General features: G+C 70.2%; 19 protein-coding genes. 18 read left to right on the top strand and 1 reads right to left on the bottom strand.

The genetic code is table 11. The features are described from left to right. Positions 1 to 2 precede the first annotated feature (2 nt). From OG194_RS16580 to OG194_RS16505, 16 genes are all read left to right on the top strand, one after another. Positions 3 to 1,253 carry an AAA family ATPase gene (locus OG194_RS16580; RefSeq protein WP_327401622.1) on the top strand — a complete coding sequence of 417 codons (1,251 nt, stop codon included), beginning with the start codon at positions 3 to 5 and terminating at the stop codon, positions 1,251 to 1,253. Between the two features lie 12 nt (positions 1,254 to 1,265). Then, positions 1,266 to 1,664: a TadE/TadG family type IV pilus assembly protein gene (locus OG194_RS16575; protein ID WP_327401621.1), complete on the top strand. Its 399-nt coding sequence runs from the start codon at positions 1,266 to 1,268 to the stop codon at positions 1,662 to 1,664. A gap of 1 nt (position 1,665) precedes the next feature. Then, entirely contained in the window at positions 1,666 to 2,031 is a 366-nt protein-coding gene (locus tag OG194_RS16570) for a TadE/TadG family type IV pilus assembly protein (RefSeq protein ID WP_327401620.1), read from the top strand. 25 nt (positions 2,032 to 2,056) lie between these two features. Then, the gene (locus OG194_RS16565) at positions 2,057 to 3,397 is read left to right on the top strand and encodes a CpaF family protein (RefSeq protein WP_327401619.1); all 1,341 of its coding nucleotides are present in this window, start codon (positions 2,057 to 2,059) and stop codon (positions 3,395 to 3,397) included. Between the two features lie 11 nt (positions 3,398 to 3,408). After that, on the top strand, positions 3,409 to 4,350 hold the full coding sequence (locus OG194_RS16560) for a type II secretion system F family protein (RefSeq protein WP_327401618.1): 942 nt from the start codon (positions 3,409 to 3,411) through the stop codon (positions 4,348 to 4,350). 16 nt (positions 4,351 to 4,366) lie between these two features. Then, a complete protein-coding gene (locus tag OG194_RS16555; RefSeq protein WP_327401617.1) occupies positions 4,367 to 5,257 on the top strand; it encodes a DUF5936 domain-containing protein in 891 nt (296 codons plus the stop codon). A gap of 24 nt (positions 5,258 to 5,281) precedes the next feature. Then, positions 5,282 to 6,835: a histidine kinase gene (locus tag OG194_RS16550; protein ID WP_327401616.1), complete on the top strand. Its 1,554-nt coding sequence runs from the start codon at positions 5,282 to 5,284 to the stop codon at positions 6,833 to 6,835. Positions 6,836 to 6,895: 60 nt separating this feature from the next. Then, positions 6,896 to 7,780, top strand: a complete 885-nt coding sequence (locus tag OG194_RS16545) for a response regulator transcription factor (protein ID WP_327401615.1) — start codon at positions 6,896 to 6,898, stop codon at positions 7,778 to 7,780. Between the two features lie 211 nt (positions 7,781 to 7,991). Beyond that, positions 7,992 to 8,189, top strand: a complete 198-nt coding sequence (locus OG194_RS16540; protein ID WP_327401614.1) for a Flp family type IVb pilin — start codon at positions 7,992 to 7,994, stop codon at positions 8,187 to 8,189. Beyond that, complete coding sequence (locus OG194_RS16535) at positions 8,189 to 8,794, top strand: pilus assembly protein TadG-related protein (RefSeq protein ID WP_327401613.1); 606 nt, start codon at positions 8,189 to 8,191, stop codon at positions 8,792 to 8,794. The genes OG194_RS16540 and OG194_RS16535 overlap by 1 nt, the downstream gene beginning before the upstream one ends. 34 nt (positions 8,795 to 8,828) lie before the next feature. Beyond that, on the top strand, positions 8,829 to 9,410 hold the full coding sequence (locus OG194_RS16530) for a hypothetical protein (RefSeq protein WP_327401612.1): 582 nt from the start codon (positions 8,829 to 8,831) through the stop codon (positions 9,408 to 9,410). A gap of 55 nt (positions 9,411 to 9,465) precedes the next feature. Further along, a complete protein-coding gene (locus OG194_RS16525; protein WP_442811794.1) occupies positions 9,466 to 10,053 on the top strand; it encodes an OmpA family protein in 588 nt (195 codons plus the stop codon). Between the two features lie 117 nt (positions 10,054 to 10,170). Then, on the top strand, positions 10,171 to 12,426 hold the full coding sequence (locus OG194_RS16520) for a Tox-REase-5 domain-containing protein (RefSeq protein ID WP_327401610.1): 2,256 nt from the start codon (positions 10,171 to 10,173) through the stop codon (positions 12,424 to 12,426). Between the two features lie 104 nt (positions 12,427 to 12,530). Next, positions 12,531 to 13,244: a hypothetical protein gene (locus OG194_RS16515; RefSeq protein WP_327401609.1), complete on the top strand. Its 714-nt coding sequence runs from the start codon at positions 12,531 to 12,533 to the stop codon at positions 13,242 to 13,244. Next, complete coding sequence (locus tag OG194_RS16510; RefSeq protein WP_327401608.1) at positions 13,241 to 13,756, top strand: hypothetical protein; 516 nt, start codon at positions 13,241 to 13,243, stop codon at positions 13,754 to 13,756. The genes OG194_RS16515 and OG194_RS16510 overlap by 4 nt, the downstream gene beginning before the upstream one ends. 6 nt (positions 13,757 to 13,762) lie before the next feature. Then, on the top strand, positions 13,763 to 14,782 hold the full coding sequence (locus OG194_RS16505) for a hypothetical protein (RefSeq protein WP_327401607.1): 1,020 nt from the start codon (positions 13,763 to 13,765) through the stop codon (positions 14,780 to 14,782). Between the two features lie 69 nt (positions 14,783 to 14,851). Here OG194_RS16505 and OG194_RS16500 read toward each other — a convergent pair whose 3' ends face one another. Then, positions 14,852 to 15,217 carry a DUF192 domain-containing protein gene (locus OG194_RS16500; RefSeq protein WP_327401606.1) on the bottom strand — a complete coding sequence of 122 codons (366 nt, stop codon included), beginning with the start codon at positions 15,215 to 15,217 and terminating at the stop codon, positions 14,852 to 14,854. A gap of 132 nt (positions 15,218 to 15,349) precedes the next feature. On the opposite strand from OG194_RS16500, the gene OG194_RS16495 reads away from it, so the two are divergent. Together OG194_RS16495 and OG194_RS16490 are read left to right on the top strand one after the other, a co-directional pair. Next, entirely contained in the window at positions 15,350 to 16,114 is a 765-nt protein-coding gene (locus tag OG194_RS16495; RefSeq protein WP_327401605.1) for an A24 family peptidase, read from the top strand. Between the two features lie 61 nt (positions 16,115 to 16,175). Next, positions 16,176 to 16,769, top strand: a complete 594-nt coding sequence (locus OG194_RS16490) for a dihydrofolate reductase family protein (RefSeq protein ID WP_327401604.1) — start codon at positions 16,176 to 16,178, stop codon at positions 16,767 to 16,769. Positions 16,770 to 16,789 lie beyond the last annotated feature (20 nt).

The raw sequence follows: 16,789 nt of genomic DNA, 5'->3' as shown, positions 1-16,789 counted from the left end.
GCATGCCCACCAGGATTCTTCCGGCGGTCGGAGACGCGGACGCCATCCGCGCCATCACGACCCTGCTCAGCCAGCTCCCGGACGCCGACCCGGTGGCCCCGGTGGCCGACTCGACGCAGCTCATCGACACCCTGGCCCGGCTCGCCGCCGAGTCCGTCGACGAGCTGCCCGAGGTCGTGGTGGTGCATGAACGCATCGGTCCCGTCCCCGCGTTGGAGCTGGTCCGCGAGGTCGCGCTGCGCTTCCCCGCGGTGGGCGTCATCCTCGTCACCACCGACGCCAGCCCCGGCCTCTTCCAGGCCGCCATGGACTCCGGCGCCCGCGGCCTGATCGCCCTCCCGCTGAGCTACGAGGAGTTGGCCAACCGCGTCCAGGCCGTCGCCGCCTGGTCGGTGGGCGTACGGCGCCATCTCGGCCACGGCGGCGACGTGTTCACCGGCGTCGGCGGCACCGTCGTCACGGTCAGCGGTTCCAAGGGCGGGGTCGGCGCCACTCTCGCCGCGATCCAACTCGCCCTCGCCGCGCAGGTGTCGGGCCGTACCGTCGCGCTCGTCGACATGGACCTCCAGACCGGCGACATCGCCTCCTACCTGGACGTCCAGTTCCGCCGCTCGGTCGTCGACCTCGCCGCGATCACCGACATCTCGCCGCGCGTCCTGGCCGACGCCGTGTTCCGGCACGACACCGGGATGGCGCTGCTGCTGGCCCCCGGCGAGGGCGAACGCGGCGAGGAGGTCACCGACCGGGCCGCCCGGCAGATCGTCAGCGCCCTGCGCTCCCGCTATGAGGTCGTCGTCATCGACTGCGGCGCCCAGATGAGCGGCGCGAGCGCGGCGGCCGTCGAAATGGCCGACACGGCACTGCTGTTCACCACCCCGGACGTGGTCGCCGTACGCGCCGCGAAGCGCACCGTCCGCATGTGGGACCGGCTACAGATCCGCAAGGCCGAGGAGACGACCATCGTCGTCAACCGCTACACGCGCGGCACCGAGATCCAGCCGGCGCTCATCCAGCGCATCACCGGCACGACGGTCGCCGCCACCGCGATCCCCGCCAACTTCAAGGAACTCCAGGGCGCGGTGGACGCGGGCCGGCTGCACGAACTCGACAACAAGAGCGTGGTGAAACAGGCCCTTTGGGGTCTCGCGGGCGAACTCGGACTGGTCAAGGTCCCCGAAGCCGCCCAGAAGACCGGGCGGTCGCGGGGCGGCGGCGACCGCGGCTCGGTGAGCTTCCGGCGCCGGAGAGAGTGAACGGGGATGTGGATGTCTTTGATCTCTGCGCACGGGCGGGACAGGGGCCGGGACCGGGGCCAGGTCACCATCGAGTTCCTCGGCATGACCCCGCTGATCATCCTGACGCTGGTGCTGATGTGGCAGTTCGTGCTGGTGGGGTACACCTTCACGCTGGCGGGGAATGCTGCGGACGAGGCGGTGCGGGCGGGGACGGCCGCGGCCCCGGGGGATCGGGAGGCCGCCTGCGAACAGGCGGGCCTCGACAAGCTGGACGGCGCGTGGAAGGGGGACGCCACGGTGACCTGCGGAGGCACGGGGTTCGTCACGGCCGACGTCGACCTCAGGGTGCCCGTCCTCTTCCCGGGCGCGATCGGCTTCCCCTTCACGGTGCACGGCCACGCGGGCGCCGTAGAGGAGGCGAAGGACTGAGATGCGGAAGGACAGGAGGGAGAAGGGGAGGCGGGACCGTGGCCAAGTCGCCATCGAGTACCTCGGGTTCATCCCGGTCCTGATCCTCGTCGCCATGGCGGGAGTGCAGCTCGGGCTGATCGCGTACACCGCGATCCAGGCCGGTACGGCGGCCAGGACCGGGGCGCGCAGTGCCTCGCTGGAGCAGAACTACGCACAGGACTGCAAGGACGCGGTCAGCGGATTCCTGGCGGGCGGCACCAGTTGCAGCCGGTCCGACCTGGGCAGGTCCGTCCAGGTCACCTCCACCGTGAACATCCCGTCGATCGTGCCCGGTTGGGACTTCGGCACGGCCAGCAAGACCGCCACCATGCCGCTCGACCACTGAACGCGGAGCAAGGAGCACAGCACTCATGGGCCTGCGGGAACGAGTCAACCATCCCGAGGAGAACGGCCATCGGGGCGAGGACGGCCACATGGTCTCCTCGTACCGCGCCAAACTCCTGGAGGAGATCGACCTCGCGGAGATGAGCGCGCTGGCCGCCGCCGAGCGACGGGCCCGCCTGGAGCGGGTGCTCGGGCACATCATCAGCCGTGAGGGACCGGTCCTCTCGACCGTCGAGCGTTCGCAGCTGATCCGCAGGGTCGTCGACGAGGCGCTCGGCCTCGGCATACTCGAACCGCTCCTCGAAGACGCGTCGATCACCGAGATCATGGTGAACGGCCCGGACGCGATCTTCGTCGAACGCGGCGGCCGGGTCGAGCAGTTGCCGCTCCGCTTCCCCTCGCACGACCAGCTGATGCAGACGATCGAGCGGATCGTGTCGACGGTCAACCGCCGCGTGGACGAGTCGAATCCGATGGTCGACGCACGACTGCCGTCCGGCGAGCGCGTCAACGTGATCATCCCGCCGCTGTCGTTGACCGGCGCGACGCTCACCATCCGCCGCTTCCCGCGCTCCTTCACGCTCCAGGAGATGGTCGGCTTCGGCTCGTTGGACGAGCAGATGCTGTACCTCCTCGCGGGCCTGGTGCACGCGAAGTTCAACATCATCGTGTCCGGCGCGACCGGCACCGGGAAGACCACACTCCTCAACGCGCTCTCCGGCCTCATCCCGGAGACCGAGCGCATCATCACCATCGAGGACTCCGCCGAACTCCAGCTCCAGCAGTCGCACGTGATCCGCCTGGAGGCCCGCCCGCCGAACGTGGAGGGCAAGGGCCAGGTCACGATCCGCGACCTGGTGCGCAACTCGCTCCGCATGCGCCCCGACCGGATCGTCGTAGGAGAGGTCCGAGGCGGCGAATCGCTGGACATGCTCCAGGCGATGTCGACGGGCCACGACGGCTCCCTCGCCACGGTCCACGCCAACAGCGCGGAGGACGCGCTGATGCGCCTGAAGACGCTGGCGTCCATGTCCGAGGTCGAGATCCCCTTCGAGGCGCTGCACGACCAGATCAACAGCGCCATCGACGTCATCATCCAGCTCACCCGCTTCGCCGACGGCGCCCGCCGCATCACCGAGATCGCCCTCCTCGACAGCCACGGCAGCGAGCCGTACCGGCTGGCGACGGTGGCCCGCTTCAGCCCGCAGCCCATCTCCGCCGACGGCCGGGTCTACGGCACCTTCGAGTACTTCCCGCTCTCCCGCCGCACCGCCGACCGGCTCTACATGGCGAGCCAGCCCCTGCCGCAGGCCTTCGGCGTCGCCCACACCGCGGAACAGCTCGCCCTCAGAGAAGCCAGTAGGTAGGGACCGACCCCATGGATCTCCAGACGATCGTCACGCTCACCACCGGCGTCACCCTGCTGACCTGTGTCCTGGGCGTCGCCGGCGTGCACGCCTACGCCACGGGCAAGGCGCAGCGCGCGGCCCTGGTCGACCGCCTCACCTCGACCGGCCAGATCCAGGTGGGCCGCGTCCGCCGCTTCCGCGACCTGGACCGCAGACTGCGCCGTACGCGGCTCGGCCGACAGCTCGAACTGCGGCTCGCGGCAACGGGGTTGGACATGACGCCGGGCGAGTTCTTCGTCTACATGCTGGCCACGGTGGCGGCGCTCTGGCTGATCGGGCAGGCGTCCCTGGCCCCCTTCTTCGGGCCGATAGCAGGTCTGTTGGGCATCGGGGTGGCGATCCAGTTCCTCAACTGGCAGCGCCAGAAGCGCATCGAGAAGTTCATCAACCAACTCCCCGAACTGGCCCGCATCATGGCCAACGCCACCCACGCCGGGCTCGCGCTGCGCACCGCGATCAGCATGGCGGCGGAGGAGCTGGAGGCACCGGCCGGGGAGGAACTCGCCAAGGTGGCCAACCAGTTGGCGGTCGGCGCCTCCATGGACGACGCGCTGAGCGAGCTGGCGGACCGCCTGCCGTCCCGCGAACTGGTCGTACTGGTAACGACGTTGGTGCTCTCCAACCGTGCGGGCGGCCAGGTGGTGAGCGCCCTGCGCAACCTCACGGAGACCCTGGAGGAACGCAAGGAGACCCGCCGCGAGGTCCGCACCCAGCTCTCCCAGGTCAACATGACGTCGTACGCCGTTCCGGTGATGGGCGTGGGCGCCCTCTTCCTGATGAACGGCGTCAAACCCGGGGCCCTGGACCGGATGACGGGCTCCCCGATCGGCCAGGCCTGCGTGATCATCGCCTTCGGGCTGTACGCGGTCGGCTTCATCCTCATCCGCCGCCTGTCCCGCATCGACGTCTGAGAGGAGGAGAACAGACATGGTGGCACTCGTCCTCGGACTGGTCATGGGCCTCAGCGTGTGGGGCGTCTTCGCGGGCATCCGCATGTACCGGGCGGACGCGAAACTCCCCACCGACCTCGTCCTGGCCCTGGAGGTCGGCTCGACCCGCACCGGCGCGGTCGACTCCCTCATCGACCGCATGGGCATGCGCTACGCCCCGATGGTCCTCCGGCTGATGGGCCCCCGGCTGGTCGCCAAGTACCGCCGCAAGATAGACCTCGCGGGCAACCCCGGCGGCCTGACCATCGACCGCTACGCGGCCCGCCGGGCGGTCTACGGCTTCCTCGGCGGCTTCGGCGGCCTGCTGATGCTGCTCGAAGGGCACTACATCGTCGCCGTCATCCTGTTCGCCTTCGGCGCGTTCTGGACGGAGGTCGGCATCTGGTCGGCGATCCGCATCCGCAAGGACGTCATCGAACGGACCCTGCCGGACTTCCTCGACGTGCTCGCGGTGGTGGTGAGCGCGGGCCTCGGCTTCCGCCAGGCCCTGGACCGCGTCGCCTCGAAGTACGAGGGCCCATGGGCGGACGAACTCCGCATCACCCTCCGCCAGATGGACCTCGGCATGAGCCGCCGCGCCGCCTTCGCGGAACTCCGGCGACGCAACGACAGCGAGCAAGTAGCCATGTTCGTCACGGCGTTGCAGCAGGGCGAGGAACTGGGCGCGCCGATCGTCGACACGCTGGTGTCGCTGGCGAAGGACATGCGCCGCACGGACGCGCAGAACGCCCGCCGGAAGGCGGCCCGCGCGGTCCCCAAGGCCACCATGATGATCACCACGTTCATGGTCCCGGCGACGATGCTGCTCCTCGGCGCGGGGTTGTTGCTCGGCTCCGGCACGGACTTCAGCACGATCACGGGCAAGTAGGGACGGACGGGGGCGACGGGGGCCATGGCGACGACGGACGAGAACGGACGTACGGGACTGCTGCGGCGGCGTCCCAAACCGGCGGAGATCACCACTCCGCCGGCCGGGACGGTGCTGCCGGACCACGTGCGGTCGGGAGCGACGGACATACCGGTCACGTCGGTCACGCCGGCGCTGCCGGCGGGCTGGACGCCGGTGCGGGCGAGGCTGTCGGGGGTACCGGCACCGCCGGCGCAGCCGGGCGTGGAACGGTTGGCCGCCGATGGCGGGGAAGCCCCACAGGGGCCACCCGCACCCGACGACGATGGCCGCACGGGCGGTGCGGGTGGGAGTCACTTCCCGGCCGAAGGCCGGGAAGTCGCCCTCCCCATCCAGATCAGCGCCCTACAGGCAATGTGCAGGCAGGTCTTCGGCTTCCGCCTCGCGATGATCGCCCTGGCCGCCCCCTCCGCCCTGGTCAACGCCACCCCCGGCGTAGCCACCCGCCTCGTCGGCGCAGCCGTAGTGGTCACGTTCATGGCGTCCTACGTCCTCTTCCGCGACTGGGAACGCTTCGGCCCCCTGCTCCTCCGCCACCCCTCCCTCCTGGCCGTGGACACCCTCTTCGGCTCCCTCCTCCTGATCTCGGCAGGGCCCACCAGCACACTCGCCTACGTCAGCGTCTGCACCCCCCTTCTGGCCGGCATCGTCTACGGCTGGCGAGGCGCCGGCTGCTTCGCGAGCCTCCAGGCGCTGATCCTGGTGCTGGCGCAGACCGCCGCGGCGGACGCCCACCGGGTCGTGGCGCAGAGTTTCCTGCTCCCGGGCCTGTGCGTGATCGCCGGCGCGGTCGGAGTGACCCTGCGCAACCTGATGCTCCGCTTCGGCGAAGCCACGACCGCGCTGACGACGGTGCAGGCCCGTCTTGCCGTGACGGAGGCGGTAGGAGCGGAACGGGCGCGCCTGGCACGGGAGTTGCACGACTCGGTGGCGAAGACCCTGCACGGCGTCGCCCTCGCGGCGGACGGCCTGGCGGGCTCGGCGGGCGCGGACCACATGAACCCGACCCTGATCCGGCAACAGGCGGAACTGGTGGCCCGCTCGGCGCGCAGGGCGGCGGCGGAATCCCGCGAACTCCTGGCGGACCTACGGCGGGAGTCGAACCCGGACGAGGGCACGGACGTACTCGTCGAACTGGCCGCCCGCACAAGGGACTTCAGCACCAGGACCGGCCTGCCCACGACCTACCGCCCGACCGGCGAACACGGCGTACCGCCGGTCCCGCCCGCCGTGGCACGCCAACTCCTCACCATCGCGACGGAAGCGATGGAGAACGCCCACCGCCACGGCACCCCCACCAAGGTCGACGTGGAGGCCGGGGTCCACGACAGCCTCCTCCGCATCAGCGTCTACGACGACGGCCGCGGCCTGCCGCCCGGCACCACCCTCGAACAGCTGCGCAGGGCAGGCCACTTCGGCCTGGTCGGCATGGTCGAACGGGCCGCGTCGGTCGGCGCCCGCATCCGCATCGGCCGGGGCGGCCACGACGCGGGCACGGAGGTCCGCCTGGAACTCCCGCTGGGAGCCCTGACGACCTGACGACGTAGACCCATCCCCCCACCCGTACAGACGACTTGAGAGACCTGAGAGGAGGCAGCCATGCCGGACCAGACGACACCCCACCCCGGCGCTCCCCAGCCGCCACCGAACCCGTTCCACAACTTCCCGCGACCGGCCGCGACTTCGCCCCTCCGGGTCGTGGTGGTCGACGACAACCCGGTGGTCCGGGCGGGCCTGACGGCCCTCTTGTCGGGCCGCGCGGACATCACGGTCGTGGCGGAGGCGGCGGACGGCCGCGAGGCGTACGAGGCGGCCCACTTCCACCGCCCCGACGTGGTCCTCCTGGACGTCCGTATGCCGGGTGTGGACGGCATCTCGGCGCTCCCGTACCTGGTGCGGATCGCGCCGGTCGTGATGCTCACGTACAGCAGTGAGTCGGAGATCGTCCAGGAGGCGCTGCGGCGCGGGGCGGGCGGCTATCTGGTCCACGGCGAGTTCACGGCGGACGAACTGGTCGCCGCCGTAAGGGACATCAGGCAGGGCAGGGCTCATTTCACGCCATCGGCGGCGGGGGCACTGCTGGCGCAGCTGCGGCAGGAACAGGCGGCCCGTACGACCCCGTCCCTGCCCGAGGGCCTGGGCTCCTACGACTCTCAACTAGGTGCACCTGCAAACGGACTGACCCCTTCGATGCCCAGTCCCCAACCGAATTCGTCACACAGGCTTTCGCAACTGCAACCAACTGTGAGACAGTCATCCTCGGACAGGTCACGATTCCAACTGAGCGCGAGGGAGGCGGAGATCATGGACCACATCGCGTCCGGCATGACCAACCAGCAGATCGCCGCCACCTGCTTCATCTCCGAGAAGACCGTCAAGAACCACATCAACCGCATCTTCGCCAAGCTCCACAGCACCAGCCGTTCCGAGGCCGCGGCCAAGTGGCTTGGTACGGCGCCGGGTTCGGCCCGAGGGCTGGGGTGACCGGTGACGCGGCGACGGGGGACCCAACTGCCGGGCCTGTGGGCCCGGTTCGGCGACGGGCGGGCCCAGTGCGAAGGCCGGGACTCCGATTGGGCCCGATTTTGGGCCCTGGGGCCCTCTGGCGTACCTGTGGTTCGGGCATACCGTTCTCATGTCGAAAGCGGCACCGGCGACGAGGAAGCCGGGATCGAGTCTCTCGGAGGGGAACACCATGAGCAACTGGATCAACACCACCGTGACGTACCTTCAGGCCCGCGCCGCCCGCAGCGACAAGGGGCAGACCGCGGTGGAGTACCTGGGCATCATCGCGGTGGTGGTCGCGATCGTGCTGGCGATCACGGGTACGAGCATCGGTTCGACGATTCTCGACGCGATCACCAACAAGATTTCCGAGGTCACCGGCGGCTGATGCCGCCCCGTAGGTACAGCGACGCAGGGCAGGCCTTCCCCATCTACATCACGGTGGTGGCGGGTCTGCTCTTTCTCGCGTTCGCCTACCTCGCGGTCGGCCAGGCCGCGGTGAACCGGGGTGGCGCCCAGACGGCCGCCGACGCGGCGGCGCTCGCGGCGGCCCAGGACACCCGGGACCAACTTGCGGGCGTGTGGAAGCTGGACGTACTCGACCCGACCAAGTGGCAGGACATCTTCCACGGCATCGCAGACGGGCTCACCCCTTCGTGCGGTCGTGCCGACGAACTCGCGGGGCAGAACGAGGCCGGTGTGGACAGCTGCACACAGACGGAGCCCCTGAGCTTCACGGTCGCGGTCAAGACCGACAAGCCGGTCGGAGATTCGATCGTCCCCGGCACGGAGGACAAGTACTCGACAGCCCACGCCACCGCCGTGATCGAGTCGCTCTGCACGTTCCAACTCCCCGGCGCGGGCGCCGGGGACGACGTGCTGCCGAAGCTCACCTGCAAGGACGGCAAGGACTGGGATCTGGACCCGCTCCATCTCACCGATCTGGATCTACCGGGACCCGAGGACCTCTTCGACGTCCATCTGGCCGACTGACAAGCGAACGACGAGTGATGAAGGAAGCAGAGTCATGAGCATTCGGTTCACTTCGACGGTCCGCAGGGGGACGGTCGCGCTGGCTGTCGCGGCCGGTCTGGCCCTCGGTGTGGCCGGCTGCGGGAGTGGCGGCGACGACAACAAGAAGCCGGACACCCCGGCCTCGGCCTCCAAGAGCAGCGGATCCGATCCGAGTGCTCAGGAGGGCCAGTCGGAGACGCCTCTGGCCGAACTCACGGGGACCGACGGACTGCTTCTCCAAATCACCTCCGCCGACAGGGACTCGGGCGGGTTCGTCACCGTGAACGGAGTCTTCAAGAACGACGGTGACAAGTTGCTCGTGATTCCGTCGGCCCTGCGCGGCGACGAGACGGAGATCCTTCAGCACGGTACGTCGCTCGGCGGGGCCACCCTCGTGGACTCCAAGGGCAAGAAGCGCTACTACGTGCTGCGGGACACGGACGGCCGACCGCTCACCACGACGGGCCTCACGACGATCAAGGCAGGCGGCACGGTGGCCGTCTTCATGCAGTTCCCCGCGCCCCCGTCGACCACCACCGAAGTCTCCTTCGAACTACCGACGTTCCCCGTCGGCACGATCAAGATCTCCGGATGAGGCGGCCGTGACCACCACTCCCCGTCTCGCCCTGGTCGTGACCGCCGCCACGATCATGGTCGCTGCGAACATCGTCGGCGCGGTGGCGGCGCACGCCGACGACACCCCGAGTCCGAGCGTTCCACCGGGCACCGAGGCGTCGGCCAGTGCCCCGGTGCAGGTCGACCCGAACGACCCGGACCTGAAACTCCCCGAGGGCGCGACGCTCGCCGCCTCCAAGGTCCTGGACATCAAGTCGGTCGTGGAGGACCAGGGCGGTGAGGAACGCCGTGAGGACACCAACTCGGACGTGACCTTCGCCCTCCAGGCCGAGGTCCTCTTCAGCAAGGACAGTTCCAAGCTGAGCGCCGAGGCGAAGTCACGTATCGACGCGATCGCCGAGGAGATCAAGAAGCAGAACGCGTCCACGGTCCGCGTCTTCGGCTTCACGGACAACCTCGGCTCGTCCGCACACGGCGACATCCTCTCCAAGCAGCGCGCCGACGCCGTACAGGCAGTCCTGGACTCGGACTTGAACAACCCGAACATCACCTTCGAGGTACGCGGCTACGGCGAGCAGTACCCGATCGCCGACAACTCGACGGAGGCCGGCCGCAAGAAGAACCGCAGGGTCGAGGTGACGTTCCCGCGCACGGAGAGCTGAGGCCCACCCAGGACTTGGGTGTCGATTTGGGTCCACGGGCCCATCTCGGGCGTCCGTCCTGTCCCTAACCTCTGGAAGCTCCAGTGGTGTTGAGCGATTTCGGGGGACGGGGGAAACATGGCCTGGATCGGGGGAGTCGGCGGGAGCGGTGGGTCGGGCGGGCGTCACGAGATGCCGGTGCCTCTCGCCACCGCACTGGTGCTGGCCCACGCGCTGTTCGCGGTCACCGTCGTCGGCGGGCTCGGGCTGCTGATGACCGCCGGGGCGTACGACGCCCTCGACGGTCAGGTCATCGCCCTCGTCGCGTACGCCGCCGCACCCGGTGTCCTCGGCTGGTGGCTCGCCCGGCGGAGTTGGGAGGGCGGGGTCCGGATCCGGCGTGGACTCCTCGCCGTTCAGGGCTGGTTGATCCTCGGCGGTGTCGTCAACCTCGTCTCCGGGTCCGCCCGCGGAGGCCTGCAACTCCTCCTCCCGATCCTCATCCTGTTCTTCCTGTACCGCCCCGAGAGCCGTCAGTGGTACGGGCTCGCCGAACCGGACCGCGTGGAGCGCCGCCCGTTCTCCCTGTCCCGGCTGATCCGTTGGCGCCGGGACGAGGGGCAGACGGCGGTCGAGTACGCCGGGTTCATCGCCATCGTCGCCGCGATCATCACCGCGCTGCTGGTCAGCGGCCTCGGTACCCAGATCTTCACCGGCATCCAGTCGGAGGTCTGCAAGGTCACCGGCATGGCCTGCCCCGCCTCGACGGGCGGTGACACGGACACAGCCGTCGGCGACAACAACGCTGGCAAGAACAACGGCAACAACAACGGCAATGGCAACGGCGGGACTTCAGGCGGCACCGGCACCACAGGCGGCACCGGCACCGGCACGACCACCACCGACCCGGACCAGACCGACGACCAGCAGCCCGCCCCCGCCCCCGCCCCCGCCCCCGCCGACGACAAGAAAGACGACGACGGCTGCTTCTCCGGTGTCGGCGCCTTCTTCGGCTGTGCCGGCAACCAGGTCAAGCAAGTCGGCCAAGGCCTCTTCGTCGACGGCGTCTGGGGCGACCTCACCGGCATCTACGACATGGTCCGGCACCCGATGGACACCCTGAAGGGCATCGGCGACTACGGCAAACAGCTGGGCGACGACTGGTCGCAGAACTCCAAGGACGCCGGCAAGAAGTGGTCCGACGGCGACTACGGCGGCGCCCTCTGGGACTGGGCCGGTGCTTCCGTCAAGACCGGCGGCACGGTCCTCTACGACGTGTTCATCGGCGACGACGTCGCCAAGGACTGGAACAACGGCGACAAGACCCGCGCCGTCTCCCACGTCCTCTGGAACGTCGGCTCCCTCTTCATCCCGGGCTACGACGGCGCCAAGGTCGTGGAGAAACTCGGCGACCTCGGCAAGATCGGCAAGCTGGGGAAGCTCGGCAAGTTCGCGGAGGAAGCAAGCAAGGCGGCTGAGGACGCCAAGAAGGCGGCCAAGGCGGGCGACGTCGAGGGCGCCGAGAAGGCGGCGAAAGAAGCCGACGACGCGGCGGACGCGGCCGAGAAGAAGGCCCGCGAGTCCGGCTGCACCATCGGCGCCCCGGCACGCCGGATCCCGTACGGCGGCAGCGGCGGTCCCGCACTCGGCGGCACCGGTACCGGCACCACCGTCCTGGCTGCGGGCGCGTTCTCCCCGTACGTCTTCCTCGCCGAGGACGGCTGCGACGAGGACGCCAAGAAGGAGGCCGAGGAGGCCCGCAAGGAGGAGCGGGAGGCCTACCTGGCCAAGAAGCGGGCAGAGGAGCCGGGACGCGCGGCGAAGGCCGCGGCGGCCAAGAAGGAGTACCCGGACCCCAAGCACGACGACACCTCGGACCCGCGCAACTACAACCCGCCGGACTGGGCCGCGGACCTGAAGAACCACCCGCTCGGCTCCGCCGACAACAGCGACGGCTTCTGGGCGAGCCGGGACCGCAACCCTGCGCCCAACTGGAAGAACGAGTCGTGGCTCCGCTACCAGGAGCAGGTCACCGGCACGGTCCGTGGCGAGGAGTACGTGGTCCCGTACCCCAAGAAGGGCGTGCCCGACGTCGAGTACGACGGCTGGGACGCGGGCAGGCAGACGTATCTGGAGGCCAAGAACGGCTACGAGGGCTATCTCTCCAAGTCCAGCAAGGGGGAGCTGACCCCGTCCGCGAAGGCCGAGTTCGCCGCCGAGGCGCGGCGACAGGTGGCGGCGGCGGGCGGCAAGGCCGTCGAATGGCACTTCTCCAACCCCGACGTGGCCAAGGCGGCCAGGCGGGCGTTCCGGGACGAGGGCCTCGACATCAAGGTCGTCTACGAGAAGCAGAAGCCGGTCGGCGGAGCACGGAAGCCGGGTGCGTTCGGCTAGCCCGACTAGGGTGACGGCGGACGGCAGCCGGACCTGCCACGACCCCCGCACCCGCACACGCACGAGTGACCAGGGACCACGTACGACGGAGACGGAGACGGAGAATGCGACGTCTGGTGAGGGGCTTCTGGGGCCCCAGGGAGGAATCGGTCGAGGAACTGGCCGGCCGTTGGAAGGCGACACTCGACCAGGTCGCCCGGCTCCTTCCGCACGCCACCCTGCCCGCGGAATGGACCGTGGTCCGCGCGCCGGGCACTGCCTCCCCGGCCGCGCCCGTCCCGTCGGACGAGGGCGGCCTGCGCGCCGCTCTCCAGGAGGCCCGGGCCGCGGACGACTGGGCGAAGGGGACCGGCACCGCTCTCCGGCTCACCGCCACGGGCGCACCGGGCTGGACGGTCGAGGTGAGCGGACTGGCCGGTGGCGACTCCGAGTTCCTGCTCCAGTCGCTGGTGATCGGCATCCGCTCACCAGCGGACACCGAGCTGCCCGGCGCCCAACTCCTCGCCGCCGTGGCAGAGTTCTGGCACCCCGACTTCGGCGACGTGACCGACGACGACGTACTGGACGCGCTGGAGGACGAGGCGGAGTACCGCGTCGGCGAACCGTGCGTGGGCCGGGCTGGCTATCTCTGCCCGACACGCGCCGAGTTGGTACCGGACGACCTGACCGCGCCCCGAACAGCCGTCCCCGGCGCGGGAGTTGTGCTCGACATCGGGACGGAGGGCGACGTGGACACAGTGGTGCGAGCCTTCGAACGACTGCGGGAGGCCGGAGCGCTACGGCCCCTGCCGCGTCCCATGGACCGGGCCACGCTGTGACCGCACCCGGCCGGGAACTCCCGGACCTCGACACGCTGCTCATCGGGGCCGTCCCGGCGACCGGGCCGACCGTGAGCGAGGGCGATCCGGCGACGGGGGAGTGGACCGGAACCCGGGGCGAGGGCTTCGTGATCGCCCCGCTGCGGGTGAGTAGGCCGCTCACCGGTGTGTACGCACCCGAGTGGAACGCGGCGGAAGAGGCGGCCGAGGCCCAACTGGCTGGCCTCGTCCGCCAGTTGGACGACCGATACGGACCGCACCGCCAAGTGGCCATGCACGTGCCGCTCTTCCGCAAGATCGCGGGAGACCCGATGCCCGCACTCTTCCAGGCACTGTGCGACGAGGACCTGCTGGGCGACCTGACGGTCTGGGGACCGGTATCGACCGGCCGCCCGGGAGCCCCCACGCGCCAACTGGCCGTCTCCCTCAGCCAGTCCGACGGCGACGCCCCCATGATCCTGTGCGCCGTCGTCTCCGACCGCCCGATCATCGAGCTCCGGGAAGACGGGTGAGTCGTCGTGCCGCACGGCGACCCGTGGCACGATCTCACCCCGGACGGCCGGCGGAGACGCGAACGGCTGCCCCACACCGAGGCGAACGAGCGGGTGGCTCTGGACGCGGTGGCACGCGCCTCGGCCGACCCGACGCTCTCGAACTCGGCCCCTGACCTGCTGCGCTGGCTCCGGCAGCGGCCGTACGACGAGATAGGTGTCGCGGCGACGGCCGAGCGGTGCGCCGTGCGCGGCCTCGCCACCCATGAGGCGGTGAGTCTCCTACGACACCTGGGCCCGCCCCACGGCGAACGGGCCCTGCTTCGGCTCGTACGGGACGACCGGGTGGACGAGGGCAGCCGCGCCCGGGCAAGGAACTGTCTGACGCTGCTGCGCCGCCCCGGCTACGAGGTCCGTGCACAGCAACCGGCCCAGGGAGAGCACCCGCTGCTCCCTCCCGCCCTGCGCGACCTCCCCTACAGCTGGGCCACCGGCTTCCAATGGCCCGCCCAACTCCCGGAAACCGCCGACAACATCACCCGCGCCCGCGCGATCCTTGAGGCCTGCGTACCGACAGCCCCCGAACCCGACCCGGTCCCGGCTCCCTCCTGGCACAGCTACGAGGACGAGGACGAGGAACCGCCCGCATGGCTCGAAGTCCGCACGGTGCTGCGGGACTTCATGCCGTACGCGCACCTCGTCACCGAGGAACGGATGACCGAGGCGACACGCGAGTGCGCGCTGCTCAACATCTCTGGCGTACCCGGAGACCCGGACAGCGAGGAGGCCGCGCACTTCGCCCGACGATGGGTCACGTGGATCAGCGGCTGGATCGTCGGCGAGGTCTTCACCTGGCTCGGCATGTACGTCGACGACGACACCCTCGTCACCCCGTGGGCGATGGAACTCGCCGAGCGGTACGCCCGGTTCGGGTTCGTCCCCGACCGGGCCGTGGCGATGCTGAACGGGCACGACACCGTACCCCGCAGCCGCGAGGCCCTCGCCCGGCTGGCCGCCGAGGGGAAGCTGCCGCCGGAGGACCGATGACCCCTCGGACCGGGAACACGGGAAGCCGGGAACGCGAGACCCGGGAACGCAGGAAGCCGCCAATCCCGCCTACTCCGTCTCCACCGACACCCGAACCCCCGCCTCCACCCCCCACCCCGCCATGACCCCCGCCCCCGCCTCCAGCACATGCCGGGACCGAAGCCGCGGCAACCCCAGCCGCCCCGGCTTCATCGTGTGGACGGCGACGACTGTCAAGTGCCGGTCCAGGTACGCCACATCGATAGGGAACCGCATCCGGAACGTGTGCACACTGCTCGCCGGTGAGAGCAGCATCGCCCCGTCGATCGCGTCCCGCCCGAGCAGCCCCTTGGTCCGCGCCCGGTACGAGGTCGCCAGCTCCAGTGGGACGGCGACCGCCCCCGCGGCGCCCCGTACGATCAGCTTCCCGCGCCCGTCACTCCAGCGTCGTCCCATGTCAGGTCACCTTCCTGCGCCACTTCGGAACCGGTGTGAACCGAGTCAACCGACCGTATCCATCCGGGAGTAGGCCCCACATGGGCCCACGGACCCATGCCCCGACCACCGCCCACTCGATATCGTCCCCGCGTGCGCCTGATTCTGATCGTCGTGGGTGCCCTGTGGGGCGCGTGGTCGGGCCTCCTGCTGCCCCGCGCCGCCCACCGCCTCTCCGTGGACCCCGAGGAACCCTGGAGGGGGCAGTGCCCCGACGGCCACCCGATCACGGGCCCGTTCGACGGCTGGCTCGGCCGGGCCCACTGCACCACCGACACCACGACCGACACCACCAACGCGCACTGCGGCCCCTACGGCCCCCGCACCCTCGCCGTCTCCGCCGTGACCGCCCTCGTCTGCGCGGCCCTCGCCGCGGCCACCGGCCCCCGTCCCGAACTCGTCGTCTGGCTGCTCGCCGCCCCCGTCGCCGTCCTCCTCGCGCTGGTCGACCTCCGGGTCCACCGCCTCCCCGACGTCCTCACCCTCCCGCTCGCCGCGGCCACTCTCGCCCTCCTCGGCATCGCGGCCGCGCTCCCCGCCGACGCCGGTTCCTGGCTCACCGCCCTCTACGGCGGTCTCGCCCTCGGGGCCACCTACGAGGCCCTGTACCTCATCAACCCCTCCGGTATGGGCTTCGGTGACGTGAAACTCGCCCTCGGCCTCGGCACCGCCCTCGGCTGGTACGGCTGGCCGGTGCTCGTCACGGGCGCCTTCGCGGGGGTGCTGTACGGCGCGGTGTACGGCCTCGGCATGGTCGCCCTGCGCCGGGCGGGCCGTAAGACGGCGATTCCGTTGGGGCCGTTCATGCTCGGGGGAGCGTTCACCGGTTTGCTGCTGGGGGCGTTCGCGGTCGCGTGAGACGGTGGTGGACCCGGCGCCGAGCGGGGCCGGCCACGAACGAGGCGGAGGCGGTGCGCCCATGCGCAAAATCAGCCTGATGATGACCGTGTCCCTCGACGGCTACATGGAGGGCCCCGACCGCGACATCGACTGGCACATGGTCGACGAGGAACTCCACCAGCACATGAACGACACCCTCAAACACATGGGTGCCTTCGTCGACGGCCGCGTCACCCACGAACTCATGGCCGACTACTGGCCCACCGCCGACGCGGACCCCGACGCCCCCGCCGTCATCGCCGAGTTCGCCCGTATCTGGCGGGACATGCCGAAGATCGTGTACTCGCGGACCCTGCCCAGCGGCCCCGCCGACTGGAACACGACCATCGTGCCCGAGGTCGTCCCCGAAGAGGTGCTGGCCCTCAAGCGGCAGCCCGGCGGCGACCTGGGCCTCGGCGGCGCCGACCTCGCCGCGACCTTCCTCCGCCTCGGCCTCGTCGACGAGATCAAGGTGTACGTCAACCCGATCGTCCTCGGCCGCGGCAAACCGATGTTCCCGGTCTCCGACACCCGCACCCCCCTCCGCCTCACCGAGTCCCACACCTTCGGCAACGGAGTTGTCCTCCTGCGCTACGAGCGCGCCAACGCCGACCCCAACTCCAGCCACCCGTAAAGCTGTTGTCCACGACACTC

Source organism: Streptomyces sp. NBC_01288 (assembly GCF_035982055.1).
Classification (GTDB): domain Bacteria; phylum Actinomycetota; class Actinomycetes; order Streptomycetales; family Streptomycetaceae; genus Streptomyces.
The sequence above is the reverse complement of the archived record's forward strand: the minus strand, read 5'-3'. Positions and strand labels throughout refer to the sequence as shown.